Genomic DNA, 15,340 nt, shown 5'->3' with positions numbered 1-15,340 from the left:
AGAAAGGCCTGATCGACGATGACTGTGCCCTCCTCACCCCCGTCGCCCGCAGAGGCTTGGAGCCTGTCGGCTGAGAACCTCAGCTCGGGCTACGGCGATCACCGCATCGTCGACTCGGTACACCATGAATTCGCCGCTGGGCGGATCACGTCGATCATCGGCCCCAACGGGTGCGGCAAATCGACGCTCCTGCGAACCCTTGCCCGGCTCATCAAGCCCAGCGGCGGCGCTGTGAAACTGGCCGGACGGCCGCTGTCCGACTTCGGATCGAAGGAACTGGCACGCAGGGTTGCGATGCTGCCGCAGACGCCGACCGCACCTGAGGGCATATCGGTGTTCGACCTCGTTGGGCGCGGACGAACACCTCACCAGGGTCTCTTCGGCCGCTGGAGTTCCGAGGATTTCGAGGCAACTGCGCGCGCACTGGAGGACACGAAGATCGCAGATCTCGCAGATCGTCCCGTCGACGAGCTGTCAGGCGGCCAGCGCCAGCGCGTATGGATTGCCATGGCACTTGCCCAGCAGACAGATGTGCTTCTGCTCGATGAGCCGACGACATATCTGGATCTGAAACACCAGCTTGAGGTTCTCGACCTGCTGACGGATCTCAATCGACAGCGCGGCACAACGATCATCATGGTTCTCCACGACCTCAACCTCGCTGCCCGGTATTCGGATGAGCTTGTCGCAATGCGCAGCGGAATGATCAAGCGCGCCGGAAGCTCTCACGACGTCATCACCGATACAACGCTGCGAGATGTCTTTGACCTTGAAGCGTCAATCGTCGCAGATCCTGTGTCGGGATTGCCGTCGATCATGCCCATCGGCCGCCACCACGCTGACGGCTTCATCCGCCAAGCACACATCAACGCACCCCACTGATAGAAGGAGCCCCCATGTATATGCCGTTTCGCGTCAGCGTTCTGCGCAGCGAGCGCATCACCCCTAACTTTCAGCGAGTGACGTTCACAGGTGTTGACCAGATGGGACCGGCGCGGGTGACCCGCGACCTGCGCATCAAGATCATCATCCCGGGGCTCAAAGGTCTTCCGGATCTGCCTGCGGGTCCAGAAGGGATCCAGGTGAGAAGAGCTCTGCCGGAAGACGAGCGCGGAATCATGCGAACATACAGTGTTCGCGACTTCCGCCGCCCCGAAGACCCTAACCAGGCATCGCAGAACCGAGCAGAGCTCGACATCGACTTCGTTCTCCACACCGACGAGCGCGGCCAGTCCGGCCCTGCGTCCCGTTGGGCGGAAGAAGCCAAACCGGGCGATGAACTGCTCGTCATTGCTCCGAGCATCGACGATGACTCCGGCGCCGGCATTGAGTTTTCCCCCGGAGATTGCAAGACCGTGCAGCTATACGGTGATGAAACCGCGCTGCCGGCCATTGCCAAGACGCTCTCTGAATGGCCGGAGGGCACCACAGGGGAAGCCTTCATCGAGGTGCCGACCGAGGCCGACAAGCAGAGCGTCGATGTTCCTGATGGCGTCAGCATCCAATGGCTCGTCCGCGAAAGCGACAATGCCGACCACGGCGACCTCCTGATCAGCGCACTCGAATCGGCTGCACCGATCGCGCAGTCTGGCGGCGAACCCGGCGACCAGCCGCAACTCGATGCTTCTGCTGACGACGCGAGCGCAATGGTGTGGGAAACACCGCAGTTCTCACGCAGCGGAGAGGACATCACTCCTGTCGAGCACGCCGAAGCAGACGATGTCTACTACTGGATTGCCGGAGAATCCGGGGCGGTCACTGCCATGCGACGCATGCTAGTCCAGGAACGCGGAGTCCCACGACAGTGCGTGTCGTTCATGGGCTACTGGAAGAAGGGCATAGCCCATAAGGGTTAAGGCAGGCACTCACGGTTTGCACAGCACAGCGGCCGGGCTCTGGAAATCCAGAACCCGGCCGCTGGCTTATTCACGCTGGAGACAGCGCTTATCTCAGGGTCACTTGAGCAGCGACTTCGGCAGGCGGTGGACCGTGACCGCGCCGATTGCGGTGAACGGGTGCAGTGGGTCGGGATCTTCCGAACCGGTGGGCCCGCCCAGCTCAGAGTGCGCCAGAGCACTCATGGCGACGTAGGCGTCTTCGCGTGAATAGCCGTTGTCCTTAACGAGGAAGTCGAAAAGGTCTTCGTAGCCGCGCTGGATGGATTCTTGAACGGGGTTGCCCAGGCCGATGAAGATCCATTCGTCTTCCGTTTCAATGCGCGGAGCGCGGTGCTTCACACCCTTGATGAGGTCGACGGACACAATTGCCGTGCCCTGCGCTTCGATTGCGACGAAGCTGGATTCGCCGCGGGACATGATGGCGTGGATGTCGCCGATTGACAGCAGCGCACCGGGCACGTCCACCGGCAGGTAGACGGTCGAACCGGGCTTGGCATCCGTGAGGTCCATGTTGCCGCCGTTTGCGAAGCTGGGCATGACGACGGAGCCTTCGCCTTCGCCGGGAGCAGTGCCAATGCAGCCGATCATCGGCAGGGCATCGACTTCCACACCGTCGAACAGCGTGACCTTGCCGTCCTTGACGGGGATGCGGCGCGCCATCTGGTCCTGGCCCATGCGTTCGGCCAGCGCTCCGGCACCGGGCAGATACACCGAGTAGCCGAACTCAGTCAGCTCAATGTCGTGGATGTGGACAACAAGAGTGTCGCCGGGTTCTGCCCCTTCGACGTAAACCGGACCGGTGACGGGGTTGATCTGTGCTGTGATCTGGTCGAGGGTTTTGCCTTCGTACAGCTGGTCGTAGACCTCGTCATCAGTTTCAAAGCCGATGGTTTCGCCGGTCCCAGGCTTGATCTCGAGGGCGGGTTCGATGTCAGCGCTGAAGGAGCCTTTGCCGTTTTCGTTGGAGAGGAAATGGTCAATCGTTGTCATGATTCCGCCTTTTCTGTTTGCTGCGAAGTGACGAAGCCTCGCCCCTGCCCGACAGTGGTCGCACTCAGTCCTCGCACTTGCTTGCGCGTGACGAAGAACACGATCACGCCTACAAGTATCCATGCGGCACCGCCAAGCTGGGCGGCAGTACCAGCGTTGAGCACGACGTATCCGATGATGAGGAACCCAATTCCGGGCAGGATGAGGTGGTTGAGCACCGATCGGCCGTCACGATTCTTGATGAACAGGGCCCAGATAACCGTGAAGTGCAGCATGAGGAAGCCGAGCAGAGCACCAATCGTCACCAGCGATGAAATCAATTCGATCTGACCGACGAAGAACACAACGAGAATTGTGGTGAGGACTGCAACGAAGATGAGTGCATTGGCAGGCACCTGCTTCCTCGAGACCTTGGACAGGAACTTCGGCAGACGGCCGTCACGGGCCATCGAATACAGAAGACGCGATGTCGCTGCCTGCCCAGCCATGGCATTGGCGATGCCGACTGCAAACGCATTGACCACAAGGAATGCCTGCGCCCACCCTGAGCTTGCCGCAGCAGCGACGATCGTGAAGAAGGCGTTGTTTTCCTCTTCAGCCGAAAAAGAGTCTGCTCCGCCGGCCAACAGGCTTGCAAGCCAGGTCTGCACAATGAACAGAGTCGCCATAACGATGAGTGCAAGAACCATTGCGCGGCCTCCGGACTTGCGACCACCTGAGGATTCCTCGCTCATCATGGCGATGCCGTCAAAGCCGAGGAACGACAGAAGCGCCAAAGACAGCGCACCGGCAAGCAGTGGAGCCGTCACCTTCGAGGAATCCCACATGGGATCGAAACTCCAGTTCGCACCCGGCGCCGAGCCCGTTGCAATTGCGCTGATTGCAATAACCACAAAAGCAACGATGAAAAACAGCTGAACCGCAATGAACAGGCGGTTGAGGTTTTTCAGAGAAGTAACTCCCAACAGGTTGATGATGGTATTCACAAGGACGAAGAGAATGCCCCACACCCAGCGTTCCGTGTTGGGGAAAAGTCCCACCATCGACTCAGCACCGAAAACGTACAAGAGCGTCGGAACCAAAAGATAGTCAAGCAACATGAGCCATCCGGCAAAGAATCCAACGCTCGGGTTGATTCCTGCTGTGACATAGGAGAACACGCCACCAGCCAGCGGCACCCGCTTCGACATCTGCGCATAGGAAAGCGCAGTGAAGATCATTGCCACGACGCCGATGAGGTAGATCAGCGGGACCATCCCCAACGACTGGTTGTAGACAACGCCGAACACAGCCCAAGGTGCGATCGGAAGCATAAAAACCATTCCGTAGATAACAAGATCCACGGTAGTCAGGGAGCGTTTGAGCTCTTGTTTATAGCCGTAGCTTTCGACCCCAACTGTTTTTTGAGCAAGATTGGACGCCATCGTCTTCCTTTAAACTAAGAAGCTTCGTTGCTTAGAGCAACCACAGCGTACGCCAGCTCACAGGAAATGGAAAAAACTTTCGAAGAATGTCCGCCTAGCGAGAAAAAGTAAAAACCACGGACCTAAAAACAGAAAAGCTGCCGTACTTTTCTGGCCTTTTTCTTTTGCGGACTCGCCATGCGGACCATCAGTGTTCACCGTGCACAATCAGAATGCACAATGCTTCCAAACGCTCGCGCACCTGCTCAAGATCAGCCTCCCCCGCGGCCAACTGCAGCATGAAGCCATCGCAGGCAGCCGACAAGATCGAAGCTGCTTCGGCAACTTCACCTTCATCCACGTACCCCTCTGCCGCAAGCACGCCCAGCCACGCCTCGAAACGGCCTATGCCCAGTCGATACAGCCGTTCCAGAAGGCGCCTCGAAGCCTCGCCCGCATTAAGGCCAAACCCCGCGCCAATCTGCTCCGCCCAGGCGCTGACCTGATACGGAGCCTCATCAGCACTCGGCGGCAGAAACTGCATTGCGCACTCCGCGAGTCGCCGATGCGGCGGCAACGACGAGTCTTCGATGTTGAGGTCGGGAACTGTGCGCAGCATCATTCGCTCCGACACGGCAAACGCCAGGTCGCTCTGCGCAGGAAAGTAGTAGCGAAGAGTGCTCGCCCCGATCCCTGCACGCTCGGCTACCGCACGAACACTGAGCGCCCCCGGGCCGCTTTCGTTCGCCAACTGCAGCGCCGCCTCGAGAATCTGCTCACGCCGATCACTCATTCGAACTCCCATCACTTGTCTGAAGCATTGCACCATTCAGCTGTTGACAGTCTAGTACATCGTGCTAGTACACTGCACTAGTACGCCGTACAAAACACGGGAGGAATCATGATCGACGCACTTCAGAACTTCACACAGTCACTGCCGGAATGGGCGCGATGGGCTGGCGTCATCCTCATCGCCGCACTGCCGTTCGTCGAGTCATACTTCGGGTCCGCAATCGGAATCATCGCCGGCGTCCACCCGGTTGTTGCAGTGATTGCCGCGGTCATCGGCAACACAGCATCGATGCTTCTTCTGGTCTTCGGTGCACACAAACTGCGCAGCCGCTTTGCCAAGCGCGAACCCAAACGCAGCACACAGCGCCTGCGAAAAATGTTCGATCGCTGGGGCGTTCCCGGTGTTAGCCTCCTGGGACAGACGGTTCTGCCCAGCCAGATCACATCGATGGCAATGGTGTCCTTCGGAGCCTCCCGCAACGCTGTTGCCAGATGGCAGATTGTCTCCATCGTCATGTGGGGCACACTGTTCGGAATTCTGACAGTCGCAGGCTTCAACCTTCTGGGCTGAACTCCTGCCCAAGAATCCTCACGACCGCGACAGGCCCGAGGTGAACGCGCGGTATTGTCCGCGCGTTCACCTCGGGCTTGCCGCCGGTCCAACAACCGGCCAACATCCCGCCACTCTTAAGGCTTGCAATGGGTTCAGCGCTTCGCGCCATCTCTCCCTTCGCATTCGGAACCCTGAGGAGTGCTGCATGAGCTTTGCGAACACCGTCCGCCAGATCACTGTCGGCACGGCTGTCTTGACTGCCCTGACCGTCACCGGTTTCATCTCACCCGCAGCAGCGGCACCGGACCAGACGGAGCAGATCACGGCAAGCGGCACCTCGGCAGCTGAGTCAGAGGCAAGTGTTCCCAAGCTCTACGGAAACGCACCGGATACCGAAAGCGTTCACGCCGTCTACGACCGCAGCGGAAGTTCGCTGCCGCAGACGACAACCGAACTCGCAGTTGCAGCCGCCATCGCCGGCGGCCTGCTGACGACAGCGGCTGCGACGGTGGTTGCGGGCAGGCGCGACCGCGAAGCAATCGAAGTCTGAACAGCTGACCCGAGCGCCCGCAGAACACTGGGCATCGCAGTCGCCGCCGCCGCGATCGTATCCATGGGCTTCGCAGCACCCGCCATGGCCGAACCGCAGACCGAACCGCGCAGACCGAGACCGACAACGCATCGGCTGACTCGGATGACGACCCTTCAGAGGCACCTGCCGCTGCGGGCAGCAGCTCGAACACTGGCGGTTCGCTCCCCCGCACAGGTACGGAAATCGGCGCAGCCGCCGCAATTGCGGCAGGCCTGCTGGCAGCCGGAACCGCCGCTGTCGTCGCAGGTCGACGCAAGCGCGCAACAACGGACGCCTGAAATCAGGTTGATCTGACAGCAGACTGACAGACAGTCACACGGTGGGCCCCGGAAACATTCCGGGGCCCACGTGCTTGCGCTCCACCTCGTCAGTCAATCCAACAGGAACCGAACCCGTGGGCTACTGCGCAGCGATGCCGCGGTACTTCCGACCCACGCGAGCAGCTCGCACACCGTTGAGAATGACGATGATCTCAACGAGTTCGTGAACCAGCACCACCCCGGCGAGGTTGAGCACACCGAAGACAGCGATCGGGAACAGCGCAAGGACAGTCGCCAGCGACAGGGCGATGTTGACAGTCATAATCTTCCGGCCACGGCGGGCATGTGCGAGGGCTGCCGGAATCAGCCGAAGGTCGCGCCCCGTCAGTGCGATGTCAGCTGACTCCACCGCTGCAGCCGAACCGGTGGCGCCCATCGCGATGCCGACCGTTGCGGTGGCGAGCGCAGGAGCATCGTTGATGCCATCGCCAACCATCGCGGTTGGCCGCCCTTCATTCAGCCCGGCAATAGCTGCCGCCTTATCGGCCGGAAGCTGTTCAGCACGCACTTCGTCAATGCCTGCGGCCGCAGCAATCGCCTGGGCGGTGCGACGGTTATCGCCGGTGAGCATGATTGTGCTGATACCCTCTTCGGCAAGCATCGCGATTGTCTCTTTCGCTTCCGACCGCAGCTCATCACGGGCACCGATAAGTCCGGCAACCTCACCGTCAGCTTCAACAACCACAACCGTCATACCGGCTTCGGCGAGCTCTTCAGCATCAGCACTGAGGCCATCCGGGTTGATCCAGCGCGGGCTGCCCACACGAACAGCTGTGCCCTGGACAGTCCCGCGAATGCCATGGCCTGCTTCTTCAATGATGTCAGCGGCCGCAGGAGCAGCGGGCGCCGCCGCAGCGATTGCTTCGGCCAGTGGGTGTGTGCTTGTCGCCTCGACGCCGGCAGCCCACGCCACAACCTGAGCCTCGGTGATTTCCCCGGCCGTGCGGACCTCCGCAACCTCCGGGTGTCCGTTGGTCAGGGTGCCGGTCTTGTCGAAGGCCACCTGTTCCACAGCGCCGAAGCGTTCAAAGGCCGCACCGGATTTGATGACGATGCCGAATTTTGAGGCCGAGCCGATGGCGCTGATGACGGTCACCGGCACCGCAATGGCGAGCGCACACGGCGAGGCAGCGACAAGCACAATGAGTGCGCGCTCAACCCATGTCCACGGGTCTCCGATGATGAAGCCGAACACTGCGACGAAGGCCGCGGCAATGAGTGAAATCGTCACAAGCGGACGGGCGATTCTGTCTGCCAGCCGGGCTCGTGAGCCCTTGCGGGCATGCGCCTGCTCAACAAGAGAAACGATCTGCGTAAGCGAGTTGTCCCGACCATCCGCAGTTGCCCTGACCACGAGCGAACCCGAGCCGTTGACGGTACCGGCCGCCACCTCGTCACCTGGTGCTACCGCCACCGGGATTGACTCACCGGTAACGGCCGAGGTGTCAATGTGCGACTGGCCTTCAACGATCACGCCGTCGGTTGCGATCCGATCACCAGCACCGATGATCAGGCGGTCGTCTTCACGAAGGTTCGCCACGGGAACCGTGTGGACTTCTTCGCCGTGCATCACCCGGGCGGTCTGCGGAACCAGGGAAAGCAGTTCCCGCAGTCCCGCTTTGGCGCGGTCCATCGCGCGGTCTTCCAACGCCTCTGCAAGGGAGAAGAGAAAAGCCAGTGCAGCCGCCTCGGCAACATGACCAAGTGCAACGGCACCGACCGCTGCGATCGTCATGAGCAGGCTGACGCCGATCTTGCCGCGCGCCACTCCCCTCAGGGCTCCCGGCACGAAAGTCCACGCGCCAGCCAGCAGAGCAATGGATTCGAGGATGGTCGCAATCAGCGTGTGGCCGGCAAAGCCGAAGGCAAAGCCGCCGAGGAGGAACGCACCGGAGATTGCCGACGGCAGCAGGGCCGGGTCGCGCCACCACACGGGGGCTGTCTCAATTTCTTCGCCGGGAACGATGGGGCGGGTGGGGGCTTCTGCTGCACAGCACGCGGCGCTCATCAGGCACTCCTCAAAAAAAGGTGGTCACATAAGCAACTGCTTATATGTCCACCTTACAACATATAAGCAGCGGCTAATATGTTGGGGTATTGAGGTGACGTCAGAGGATCTTGTGCTTCTTCGACGAGAACTGGAAGCCGTGGGATCCCTGCACGCAGATCACACCGGAATCGACGTTCGTGGTGCACTTAAAACCGTAGGCCTCAAGGACCTGACCGTACTGAAGGACAACCGTCGAGCTGCTGTAGTTGTTGATATACGCAGTGTCGGTGAGCCCCTGAAACGCAGGCCTACTCCCCTGTTCCATGACGATGCCGTTCGGCTTGCCGTGCTCGCCGTCCGCATACTGAACCGAAGGAGCATTCGCCGGCGGGTTGCTCGACTGACAGCCAACGTAGTCTTTCGAAATCATGCAGAAGTGCACTTTGGAAGGCGCCTGGAAGTAGTACGCGTCACCGATATATCCGGTTGCTTCACGGAATGGTTCAGTGCCGACTTTCTTACCTCCCTTGAAGTAGCTGTTCAAGGAATTGCCCTCACTGCTGGAGCTTCCCCCGCCGGAGCCCTTCGTTTTCTTTGGAGCCTGCTTCTGATCCTGCTGCTTCGGCGCGGGAGCGCCGCCTGTGGGGCGAATCGGCTCGTTGGGATCAGACTCTTCCTGACCGACATCTGACCCTTCACTGCTATCAGCCTGGCTCGTCTCGGCTTGCTCTGGCTGGGCAATTTCAACTGACGGCTGGCTCAAACCGCAGCCAGCAAGGGCAAGCACGGCAAGAACAGCACCCGCGGTACGCAGAATCTTCATGGCAAAATTCTATCCGTTCACAATTCGCAATTCTTTGTTCCCACACGCCATGAAACCGCGCGCACCCCCTACTGAAATCAGCGAAGCGTGTACTTCTGCGAAGACACCTGCAACCCGTGTTCGCCCTGAATGCAGATGACGCCGAGTTCCATGTCCGTAGTGCACTTGAAGCCTTTGACATCAAGCACTTCGCCGTAGCCCAAAACCTTTGCCTGGCCGTCCTGCTTCAGGAAGGTCGTATCGCTCATTCCGAACATTTCAGCCTTTTTGCCGGCATACATACGGGAAGCATTAGCAGGCCCATAACCGCCATCCGCCTGCTGGACTTCAGGAGCATTGGGCGGCGCAGGCATGTGCACACAGCCAACGAATTCAGCAGTGATCACACACTGGTGCTTACCCGACTGAGTCTGGAAGTAGTACCCACCGTCAGCAAACACTGCTGTGGATTTGAATCCCTCGGGGTCGACTTTCTTGCCATCGAAGGATGCCCCCATCGCGCTTTCACCCGCGGGCTTCTCTTCTTTCTTCGGCTTTTGGGGCTCATCAGAGTCCTGTGCTGGAGCGCTCTCCGTGGCCGCTTCACTCGGCGCTTCTTGCGCTGGGGTGTTGTCGCCAGTTGATACCGACGGCCCATCTGAGCCGCAGCCGGCAAGGGTCAGCGCAGCGGCAACAGCAATGGCAATGCGAACAGTCTTCATGCATTCATCCCTTATGAACTTTCCACGACTTTCGTACAGAATACGCACCCGCGGTCACTTCTGGTAGACCAGCCAACAACGCCCAGCGACAGTTTCATATAATGAGATGGTGCGGTGCAAACCAGGACCTGAGGCTCTTTCGAAGCCGCCCCTGCTGACATAGAGAGGACCGCAATGACGCAGACTCCAAACACACCCAAGAGAAACCAGAAGCTGCTCAAGAGCAAAGGCGACTTCAGCCGCGAGGAACTGGCCGCCTTCTTTGAAAGCCTTGCTGAGCGTGTCCGTGCCGGCGATATGACACTAGGCACCGGCGACAACGCTCTCGCCATGGATCTTCCCGGCACGTTCCGCACGACGATGGAAGTCACCGACTCCCGTAAGCGTCGCGGAATTGAGCGTGAACTCGAAATCGAGATCGACTGGTACGTCGACGAAAACGGAAAGCCGATCGCGGAAGACGGCCCCGCCTCGGGCTTCGCAATCTCCTAAAGAACCCGGACACACAAGTGAGCCCCTCAGCATTGCGCTGAGGGGCTTCGATTTTCTGTTCTCACTGAGGAGGCGCGGTCACTCCGGTCGCGCGGTTGAGCCGACCAGGTGGGTGTTGACGATGCCGACGGCCTCCATGAGAGCAAACATAGTCGTGGGCCCGACGAACACGAACCCCTTCTTGCGCAGTGCTGCGGCGAGAGCTTTCGATTCTGGCGAGGTGGTGGGCACCTCGTCTGCTGTTCTCGGGGTGGGGTGCACCTCAGGCTGGTGGGCCCAAATGAGGTCAGCCAGTCCCCCATCGGCACGCAGCTTCAGCGCTGCCTGCGCGTTGGTGATCGTGGCGTCGATTTTGCGCCGATTGCGCACAGTCCCGGCGTCCGCCATCAAGCGTTCCCGGTCAGCATCGGTGTAGGCGGCAACGAGTTCGGGATCGAAACCGTCGAAAGCGGCGCGGAAGTTCTCGCGCTTGCGCAGAATCGTCAGCCATGAAAGACCCGACTGGAACGCCTCTAAACTCAGTCGCTCAAACAAGCCCTGTTCATCCCGGACCGGCCGACCCCATTCAGTGTCGTAGTACTCACACAGCAGAGGGTCTGAAGCTGCCCACGCCGGTCGGATGACACCATCGTCGCCTGTGACCAGCGATTCATTCATGTGCCTGTCTTCCTCAAGGACGCGAGCCGAACTGCGTTTCAGAATTGTCCGACGGCAACTAGTCGAAAACCAAGGAACGCTCTTCGGACACAACCAGCACCTCAGTACCCTTGAGAGCTTCACCGAGGACGTCATTGACCGCCCACTCGAGCGAGTCAAGGGCGTCTTCTCCACCGCTGATGGCTTCGGCCTCGCAGTCATTCACCCGAATGAGCGCGGCCCCGCCGATGGGCACGACGCCATCGTCGTCAGAGCCGTGTTCTTCAACAATGCGTGCCCATGCGGAGTCCAGCGCGTTCGGCGAGATGACACGCACCCGGACGCGGTAAGCAAGGTCTTGAGTTGTGTGCCGATCAAACCAGTCATCGGACACTTTCCAGATTGTCATGCCTCAAGTATCAAACTAAGCACCTGACGCCGCAATGAGCGTTATAACGCGCTGTGCCGACACAGCGAGCGCAATCATTGTCGAGTACTCTCACTCGGACCTATCGTCAGGCAACGTTGATGGTTTGAATCTGCTCAAGTTCGGAGAAGACCTTATCTTCTGCCACATCAAGGTCGTACTGAGTCTGCAGCCCAAGCCAGAACTGAGGGCTCATACCAAAGAACTTCGCCAGTCGAAGGGCAGTGTCAGCAGTGATCGCACGCTTACCGTGCACGATCTCGTTGATCCTGCGAGGCGGAACACCGATCGAGACGGCGAGCTTGTGCTGTGTAATACCCATGTCTTTGAGAAAGTCCTCCATGAGGACTTCTCCCGGGTGAACCGGAGGGAGCTTGTCAGTGGTAGTCAACGATCTCAACCTCCTCTGGGCCAGCAGCTGTCCACTGAAAGCAGATACGCCACTGGTCGTTGATACGGATACTGTGCTGACCCACGCGATCGCCCTTAAGTGCTTCGAGGCGGTTACCCGGCGGAATCCGCAATTCTTCGAGGCTCTGCGCGTAACCGAGCTGACGCAGTTTTCTCAACGCCACTGAGTGAATTCGGGAATCGATTGAACGCACCCGCTCTCGATTCCAAAGTCGTTCAGTGTCCTTGTCGGCGAATGACTGGATCACAGCTTAACCATACCCAGGCATAACGCGCCGCGTCAATAACGCTATACGTTACGCTCTTGCGCGGTTACACCCAGCAGCAGCGACACCATCTAAATAGCGGAGGTTTGAAAAATCCCCGCCTGTTCGCGTTTGCGCAAATAGCCAGGGGCTCCGTTGCCTCCAGCGTTAAACTCACACTCATGGAGATCGTGACATACAGGCACAATGAGGTGCCCACGCGAGAAGAGCTTGTTTCGCTCTACGATTCCGTCGGCTGGACGGTCTACACACGCACCCCCGAACGGCTCGAAGCGGCAGTTGGCGCCTCACTTCGGGTCGTGACAGCGAGGGTAGGCGACGAACTTGTGGGACTCGCCCGCATCGTGGGCGATGGGCTCACGATCGCCTATCTACAAGACATTCTCGTGCGACCAAGCCACCATCGACGCGGGATTGGCCGCGAGCTCTTTTCGCGAGCATTCGAGCCCTACGAAGAGGTGCGCCAGAAGGCGCTCATGACCGACTGCGACCAGGCCACTCGTTCGTTCTACGAAGCCATGGGCTTCACAGAGACCCGCGACCTCGGCGATCTCAGCGAACAGGTGCGCGTTTTTGTGCACTTCAGCTGAGCGGGTGCTTAATAGCGGTAGCTCTGGTCGCCAAGAGAACGATGCTCTTCAGACCATCGCAAGCGCACATACCCGGGACCACTCCGATTCGCCGATCGTCGCCCTTTGTGCCAACTACACTGACCTAAATGGATTTCTGCCGGGGCGATCTTGGGAGATGATGAAACGGTGACAGGCGAAGGATCACGTCTCGTTGGCCCGCATGTGGACTTGGTGCAGAAGTTGGTCGACCGTTTGGACGTAGTGGCCGACGGTGACGAGCGTGTGCCGCAGGTGGTGGTGTTGCGGGGTGAATCCGGAGTGGGTAAATCACGCATCGTGCGGGAGTTTTACTCGCGTCTGTGCGACCGCCAGCCGGACCCTCCGTTCTGGCCACCCATCGCCAGCCCGGACGGACACGCAAAAGCTGATCCTTTGGCAGACCGAAAGGTTCTGGGACCACCGCTGGATGACTTCGTGTGGCCGCCGAATGCGCTGCCCTCTTTTGGGTGGTGGACATTCAACTGCGAACGCCTACAGTCCAGGATGCAGGGAAATCTGTTGGCTGAAAAACAAGCCGATCTGGCCCAGTGGCTACCTCCTTTGGTGCAGGCGTGGGCGCACGAAGCTGGCGTGTGGGACCGTCTGTTGGCCAAGCGTAACGACGTCGCAGTTCTGTTGCGGGACGCGACTATTGGGGAAGTGACCGACGCCTCGTTGGATCTTTTGCAGGATCTGTTGAACGTCACAGTGCCGGCGATCGGAACGATGGCTTCGTGGGTGTGGAAGGCTGGAAAGGCTGGGAAGCGACGGCTCGATGAGCGGCGGGACCTGACCGAAGAAATTCACCTGGGCCAACGATCCGCTTCCCGACGCAATGACGCCGCCCACCAGTTGGCCAGCGGTATCCGGAGCGTTACACATCCCAGCATTCCGGGTGTAGTGGTGGTCGAAGACGCTCACCGCCTTACCGAAGACTTGGGGGTGTTCCTCCAGGACCTGGCACAGCCGATCGAGGGCAGGCCAGTGCTGGTGGTCTTAACAGTCTGGCCCGAAGGTGAGCTCAACACGGTGTGGGATGACTGGTTGGACGCGATCGTAGATGCTGATCATGGTGAGGTCTGGGACGTACCCCGCCTTGCCGGCGAAGACCTCTCCGCACTTATTCGGTCCCGTGCCCCTCGTGTGACGGAGGCAGATGCTAAGGCGCTGACAGCTTCGATGAGCACGCCTTTGATGGTGGAGATGTGGATCACTTCGCCCAAAATCCAGCGACGTATCAATCGCTACGACGGTGCCCTGCCGGTGGATGAGGATGTGCTTAGGGGGATCCCGCGCACCCTCGCCGAGGTGTATCGGCAAAGGTGGGACGAATTGTCGCCCCAGGTCAAGCAGGCCCTGACCGCAGCGGTTGCTCTGGCCCGTAAGAATGATGTCCCCGTATTCCTAAGGGAGATCGTCAGCAAGGCTGCAGCATTTATGGCAGATCAAGATGACCTGGCTGAGGGGTTGGCGTTGGCGGCCGAACCGGCAGCCTGGACGATGATCCACCAGCAGGTGGATGCGTTCCGTGAAGCTCCCCTGGCTAGTCAGGCCCGGGCAGCATTGGACCTGGATCATGATGACGAAATCGAGTTGAAGCAGGCTGCAGTCACCGAACTCCATCACTGGATCACTAAGCGACTCGAAGGAGACTATTGGCTGCCCAGCTCAGCCACAACCTCGGTGGCGGCTGAATGGCTTGTCTCCCTCAACCCGAACAGGTTCGACACTCCTTCGGACATCGCAGCCGCCTGGCTGCATGCACGCAACTTGGCTGACGCCTTCCAGTATCAGCCGGCGACGGACTTGCTCAGCCAAGCCCTCACGCACTGCCCATTGGAGCATGATCAGGCTTTCGATATGCGCCTGACGCTTGGCTTCTGGTTGAATCAACAAGGTCGAGTACAGGAGGCCATCGAGTGCCTTGAAACCCTAGTCACGGACACTCAACGCGTCCTGGGCCCCGACCACCCCGACGCGCTCGCCTCCCGCGAGCACCTCGCCGGCGCCTACCTCTCTGCCGGGGACTTGAAACGGGCCATCCCCTTATACGAACAAAACCTCACCGACTGTGAGAGCGCCATAGGCCTCGACCACCCCGACATACTCGCCGTCCGCAACAACCTCGCCTACGCCTACAAGTCAGCCGGGGACCTGAAACGGGCCATCCGCTTATACGAACAAAACCTCACCGACTACCAGCGCATCCTAGGCCCTAACCACCCCGACCACCCCGACATACTCGCCGCCCGCAACAACCTCGCCGCCGCCTACCTCTCAGCCGGGGACCTGAAACGGGCCATCCCCTTATACGAACAAAACCTCACCGACCGCGAACGCGTCCTAGGCCCCGACCACCCCTCCACGCTCGCCTCCCGCGAAAACCTTGCCGCCGCCTACGAGTCAGCCGGGGACCTGAAACGGGCCATCCCCTT

The 15,340-nt window shown here is 59.8% G+C and carries 18 protein-coding genes; 8 read left to right on the top strand and 10 right to left on the bottom strand.

Annotated elements, in window-relative coordinates; genetic code table 11:
* The first annotated feature begins 18 nt into the window (after nucleotides 1–18).
* Both HMPREF3092_RS07315 and HMPREF3092_RS07310 read left to right on the top strand, forming a co-directional pair.
* A complete protein-coding gene (locus HMPREF3092_RS07315; protein WP_070424399.1) occupies nucleotides 19–882 on the top strand; it encodes an ABC transporter ATP-binding protein in 864 nt (287 codons plus the stop codon).
* A 14-nt stretch (nucleotides 883–896) separates the two neighbouring features.
* Nucleotides 897–1,856: a siderophore-interacting protein gene (locus tag HMPREF3092_RS07310; RefSeq protein ID WP_070424398.1), complete on the top strand. Its 960-nt coding sequence runs from the start codon at nucleotides 897–899 to the stop codon at nucleotides 1,854–1,856.
* Nucleotides 1,857–1,955: 99 nt separating this feature from the next.
* Here the strand turns inward: HMPREF3092_RS07310 and HMPREF3092_RS07305 are convergent, their stop codons facing one another.
* The 3 genes from HMPREF3092_RS07305 to HMPREF3092_RS07295 all read right to left on the bottom strand — a co-directional run bounded on the left by HMPREF3092_RS07305 (nucleotide 1,956) and on the right by HMPREF3092_RS07295 (nucleotide 5,084).
* Entirely contained in the window at nucleotides 1,956–2,888 is a 933-nt protein-coding gene (locus tag HMPREF3092_RS07305) for an acetamidase/formamidase family protein (protein WP_070424397.1), read from the bottom strand.
* The gene (locus HMPREF3092_RS07300) at nucleotides 2,885–4,312 is read right to left on the bottom strand and encodes an APC family permease (RefSeq protein WP_070424396.1); all 1,428 of its coding nucleotides are present in this window, start codon (nucleotides 4,310–4,312) and stop codon (nucleotides 2,885–2,887) included. The genes HMPREF3092_RS07305 and HMPREF3092_RS07300 overlap by 4 nt, the downstream gene beginning before the upstream one ends.
* A gap of 187 nt (nucleotides 4,313–4,499) precedes the next feature.
* Nucleotides 4,500–5,084 carry a TetR/AcrR family transcriptional regulator gene (locus HMPREF3092_RS07295; protein WP_070424395.1) on the bottom strand — a complete coding sequence of 195 codons (585 nt, stop codon included), beginning with the start codon at nucleotides 5,082–5,084 and terminating at the stop codon, nucleotides 4,500–4,502.
* 108 nt (nucleotides 5,085–5,192) lie between these two features.
* Here HMPREF3092_RS07295 and HMPREF3092_RS07290 point away from each other — a divergent pair, with 108 nt between their 5' ends.
* From HMPREF3092_RS07290 to HMPREF3092_RS11610, 3 genes are all read left to right on the top strand, one after another.
* Entirely contained in the window at nucleotides 5,193–5,654 is a 462-nt protein-coding gene (locus HMPREF3092_RS07290; protein ID WP_061944174.1) for a hypothetical protein, read from the top strand.
* A 187-nt stretch (nucleotides 5,655–5,841) separates the two neighbouring features.
* Nucleotides 5,842–6,186, top strand: a complete 345-nt coding sequence (locus tag HMPREF3092_RS07285) for a hypothetical protein (RefSeq protein WP_070424394.1) — start codon at nucleotides 5,842–5,844, stop codon at nucleotides 6,184–6,186.
* A 59-nt stretch (nucleotides 6,187–6,245) separates the two neighbouring features.
* On the top strand, nucleotides 6,246–6,506 hold the full coding sequence (locus HMPREF3092_RS11610) for an LPXTG cell wall anchor domain-containing protein (protein ID WP_083274317.1): 261 nt from the start codon (nucleotides 6,246–6,248) through the stop codon (nucleotides 6,504–6,506).
* A gap of 121 nt (nucleotides 6,507–6,627) precedes the next feature.
* Here HMPREF3092_RS11610 and HMPREF3092_RS07280 read toward each other — a convergent pair whose 3' ends face one another.
* The 3 genes from HMPREF3092_RS07280 to HMPREF3092_RS07270 form a co-directional block, all read right to left on the bottom strand.
* The gene (locus HMPREF3092_RS07280; protein ID WP_070424393.1) at nucleotides 6,628–8,556 is read right to left on the bottom strand and encodes a heavy metal translocating P-type ATPase; all 1,929 of its coding nucleotides are present in this window, start codon (nucleotides 8,554–8,556) and stop codon (nucleotides 6,628–6,630) included.
* A gap of 100 nt (nucleotides 8,557–8,656) precedes the next feature.
* Nucleotides 8,657–9,361, bottom strand: a complete 705-nt coding sequence (locus HMPREF3092_RS07275; RefSeq protein WP_070424392.1) for a hypothetical protein — start codon at nucleotides 9,359–9,361, stop codon at nucleotides 8,657–8,659.
* 77 nt (nucleotides 9,362–9,438) lie between these two features.
* Nucleotides 9,439–10,110 carry a hypothetical protein gene (locus HMPREF3092_RS07270; RefSeq protein WP_141737985.1) on the bottom strand — a complete coding sequence of 224 codons (672 nt, stop codon included), beginning with the start codon at nucleotides 10,108–10,110 and terminating at the stop codon, nucleotides 9,439–9,441.
* Between the two features lie 126 nt (nucleotides 10,111–10,236).
* Here HMPREF3092_RS07270 and HMPREF3092_RS07265 point away from each other — a divergent pair, with 126 nt between their 5' ends.
* The gene (locus tag HMPREF3092_RS07265) at nucleotides 10,237–10,554 is read left to right on the top strand and encodes an amphi-Trp domain-containing protein (protein WP_070424390.1); all 318 of its coding nucleotides are present in this window, start codon (nucleotides 10,237–10,239) and stop codon (nucleotides 10,552–10,554) included.
* A 78-nt stretch (nucleotides 10,555–10,632) separates the two neighbouring features.
* On the opposite strand, the gene HMPREF3092_RS07260 is transcribed toward HMPREF3092_RS07265, so the two are convergent.
* The 4 genes from HMPREF3092_RS07260 to HMPREF3092_RS11010 form a co-directional block, all read right to left on the bottom strand.
* A complete protein-coding gene (locus HMPREF3092_RS07260; protein ID WP_070424389.1) occupies nucleotides 10,633–11,211 on the bottom strand; it encodes a DNA-3-methyladenine glycosylase I in 579 nt (192 codons plus the stop codon).
* A 58-nt stretch (nucleotides 11,212–11,269) separates the two neighbouring features.
* Nucleotides 11,270–11,599, bottom strand: coding sequence for an XRE family transcriptional regulator (locus tag HMPREF3092_RS07255; RefSeq protein WP_070424388.1), 330 nt, complete (start codon nucleotides 11,597–11,599; stop codon nucleotides 11,270–11,272).
* Nucleotides 11,600–11,705: 106 nt separating this feature from the next.
* Nucleotides 11,706–12,008 carry a HigA family addiction module antitoxin gene (locus tag HMPREF3092_RS07250; RefSeq protein WP_026022811.1) on the bottom strand — a complete coding sequence of 101 codons (303 nt, stop codon included), beginning with the start codon at nucleotides 12,006–12,008 and terminating at the stop codon, nucleotides 11,706–11,708.
* Entirely contained in the window at nucleotides 11,995–12,276 is a 282-nt protein-coding gene (locus HMPREF3092_RS11010) for a type II toxin-antitoxin system RelE/ParE family toxin (RefSeq protein WP_026022812.1), read from the bottom strand. Before HMPREF3092_RS11010 ends, HMPREF3092_RS07250 begins: the two co-directional genes overlap by 14 nt.
* Nucleotides 12,277–12,455: 179 nt before the next feature.
* Between HMPREF3092_RS11010 and HMPREF3092_RS07240 the strand changes: the two genes are divergently transcribed.
* Together HMPREF3092_RS07240 and HMPREF3092_RS07235 are read left to right on the top strand one after the other, a co-directional pair.
* On the top strand, nucleotides 12,456–12,884 hold the full coding sequence (locus HMPREF3092_RS07240) for a GNAT family N-acetyltransferase (protein WP_083274313.1): 429 nt from the start codon (nucleotides 12,456–12,458) through the stop codon (nucleotides 12,882–12,884).
* A 213-nt stretch (nucleotides 12,885–13,097) separates the two neighbouring features.
* On the top strand, nucleotides 13,098–15,340 hold a 2,243-nt coding region (locus HMPREF3092_RS07235; protein WP_218079015.1), incomplete at its 3' end, for a tetratricopeptide repeat protein.

Source organism: Brevibacterium sp. HMSC24B04 (genome assembly GCF_001806835.1).
GTDB lineage: Bacteria > Actinomycetota > Actinomycetes > Actinomycetales > Brevibacteriaceae > Brevibacterium > Brevibacterium ravenspurgense.
Note: the sequence above shows the minus strand (reverse complement) of the source record. Positions and strands in the feature narration are given on the sequence as shown.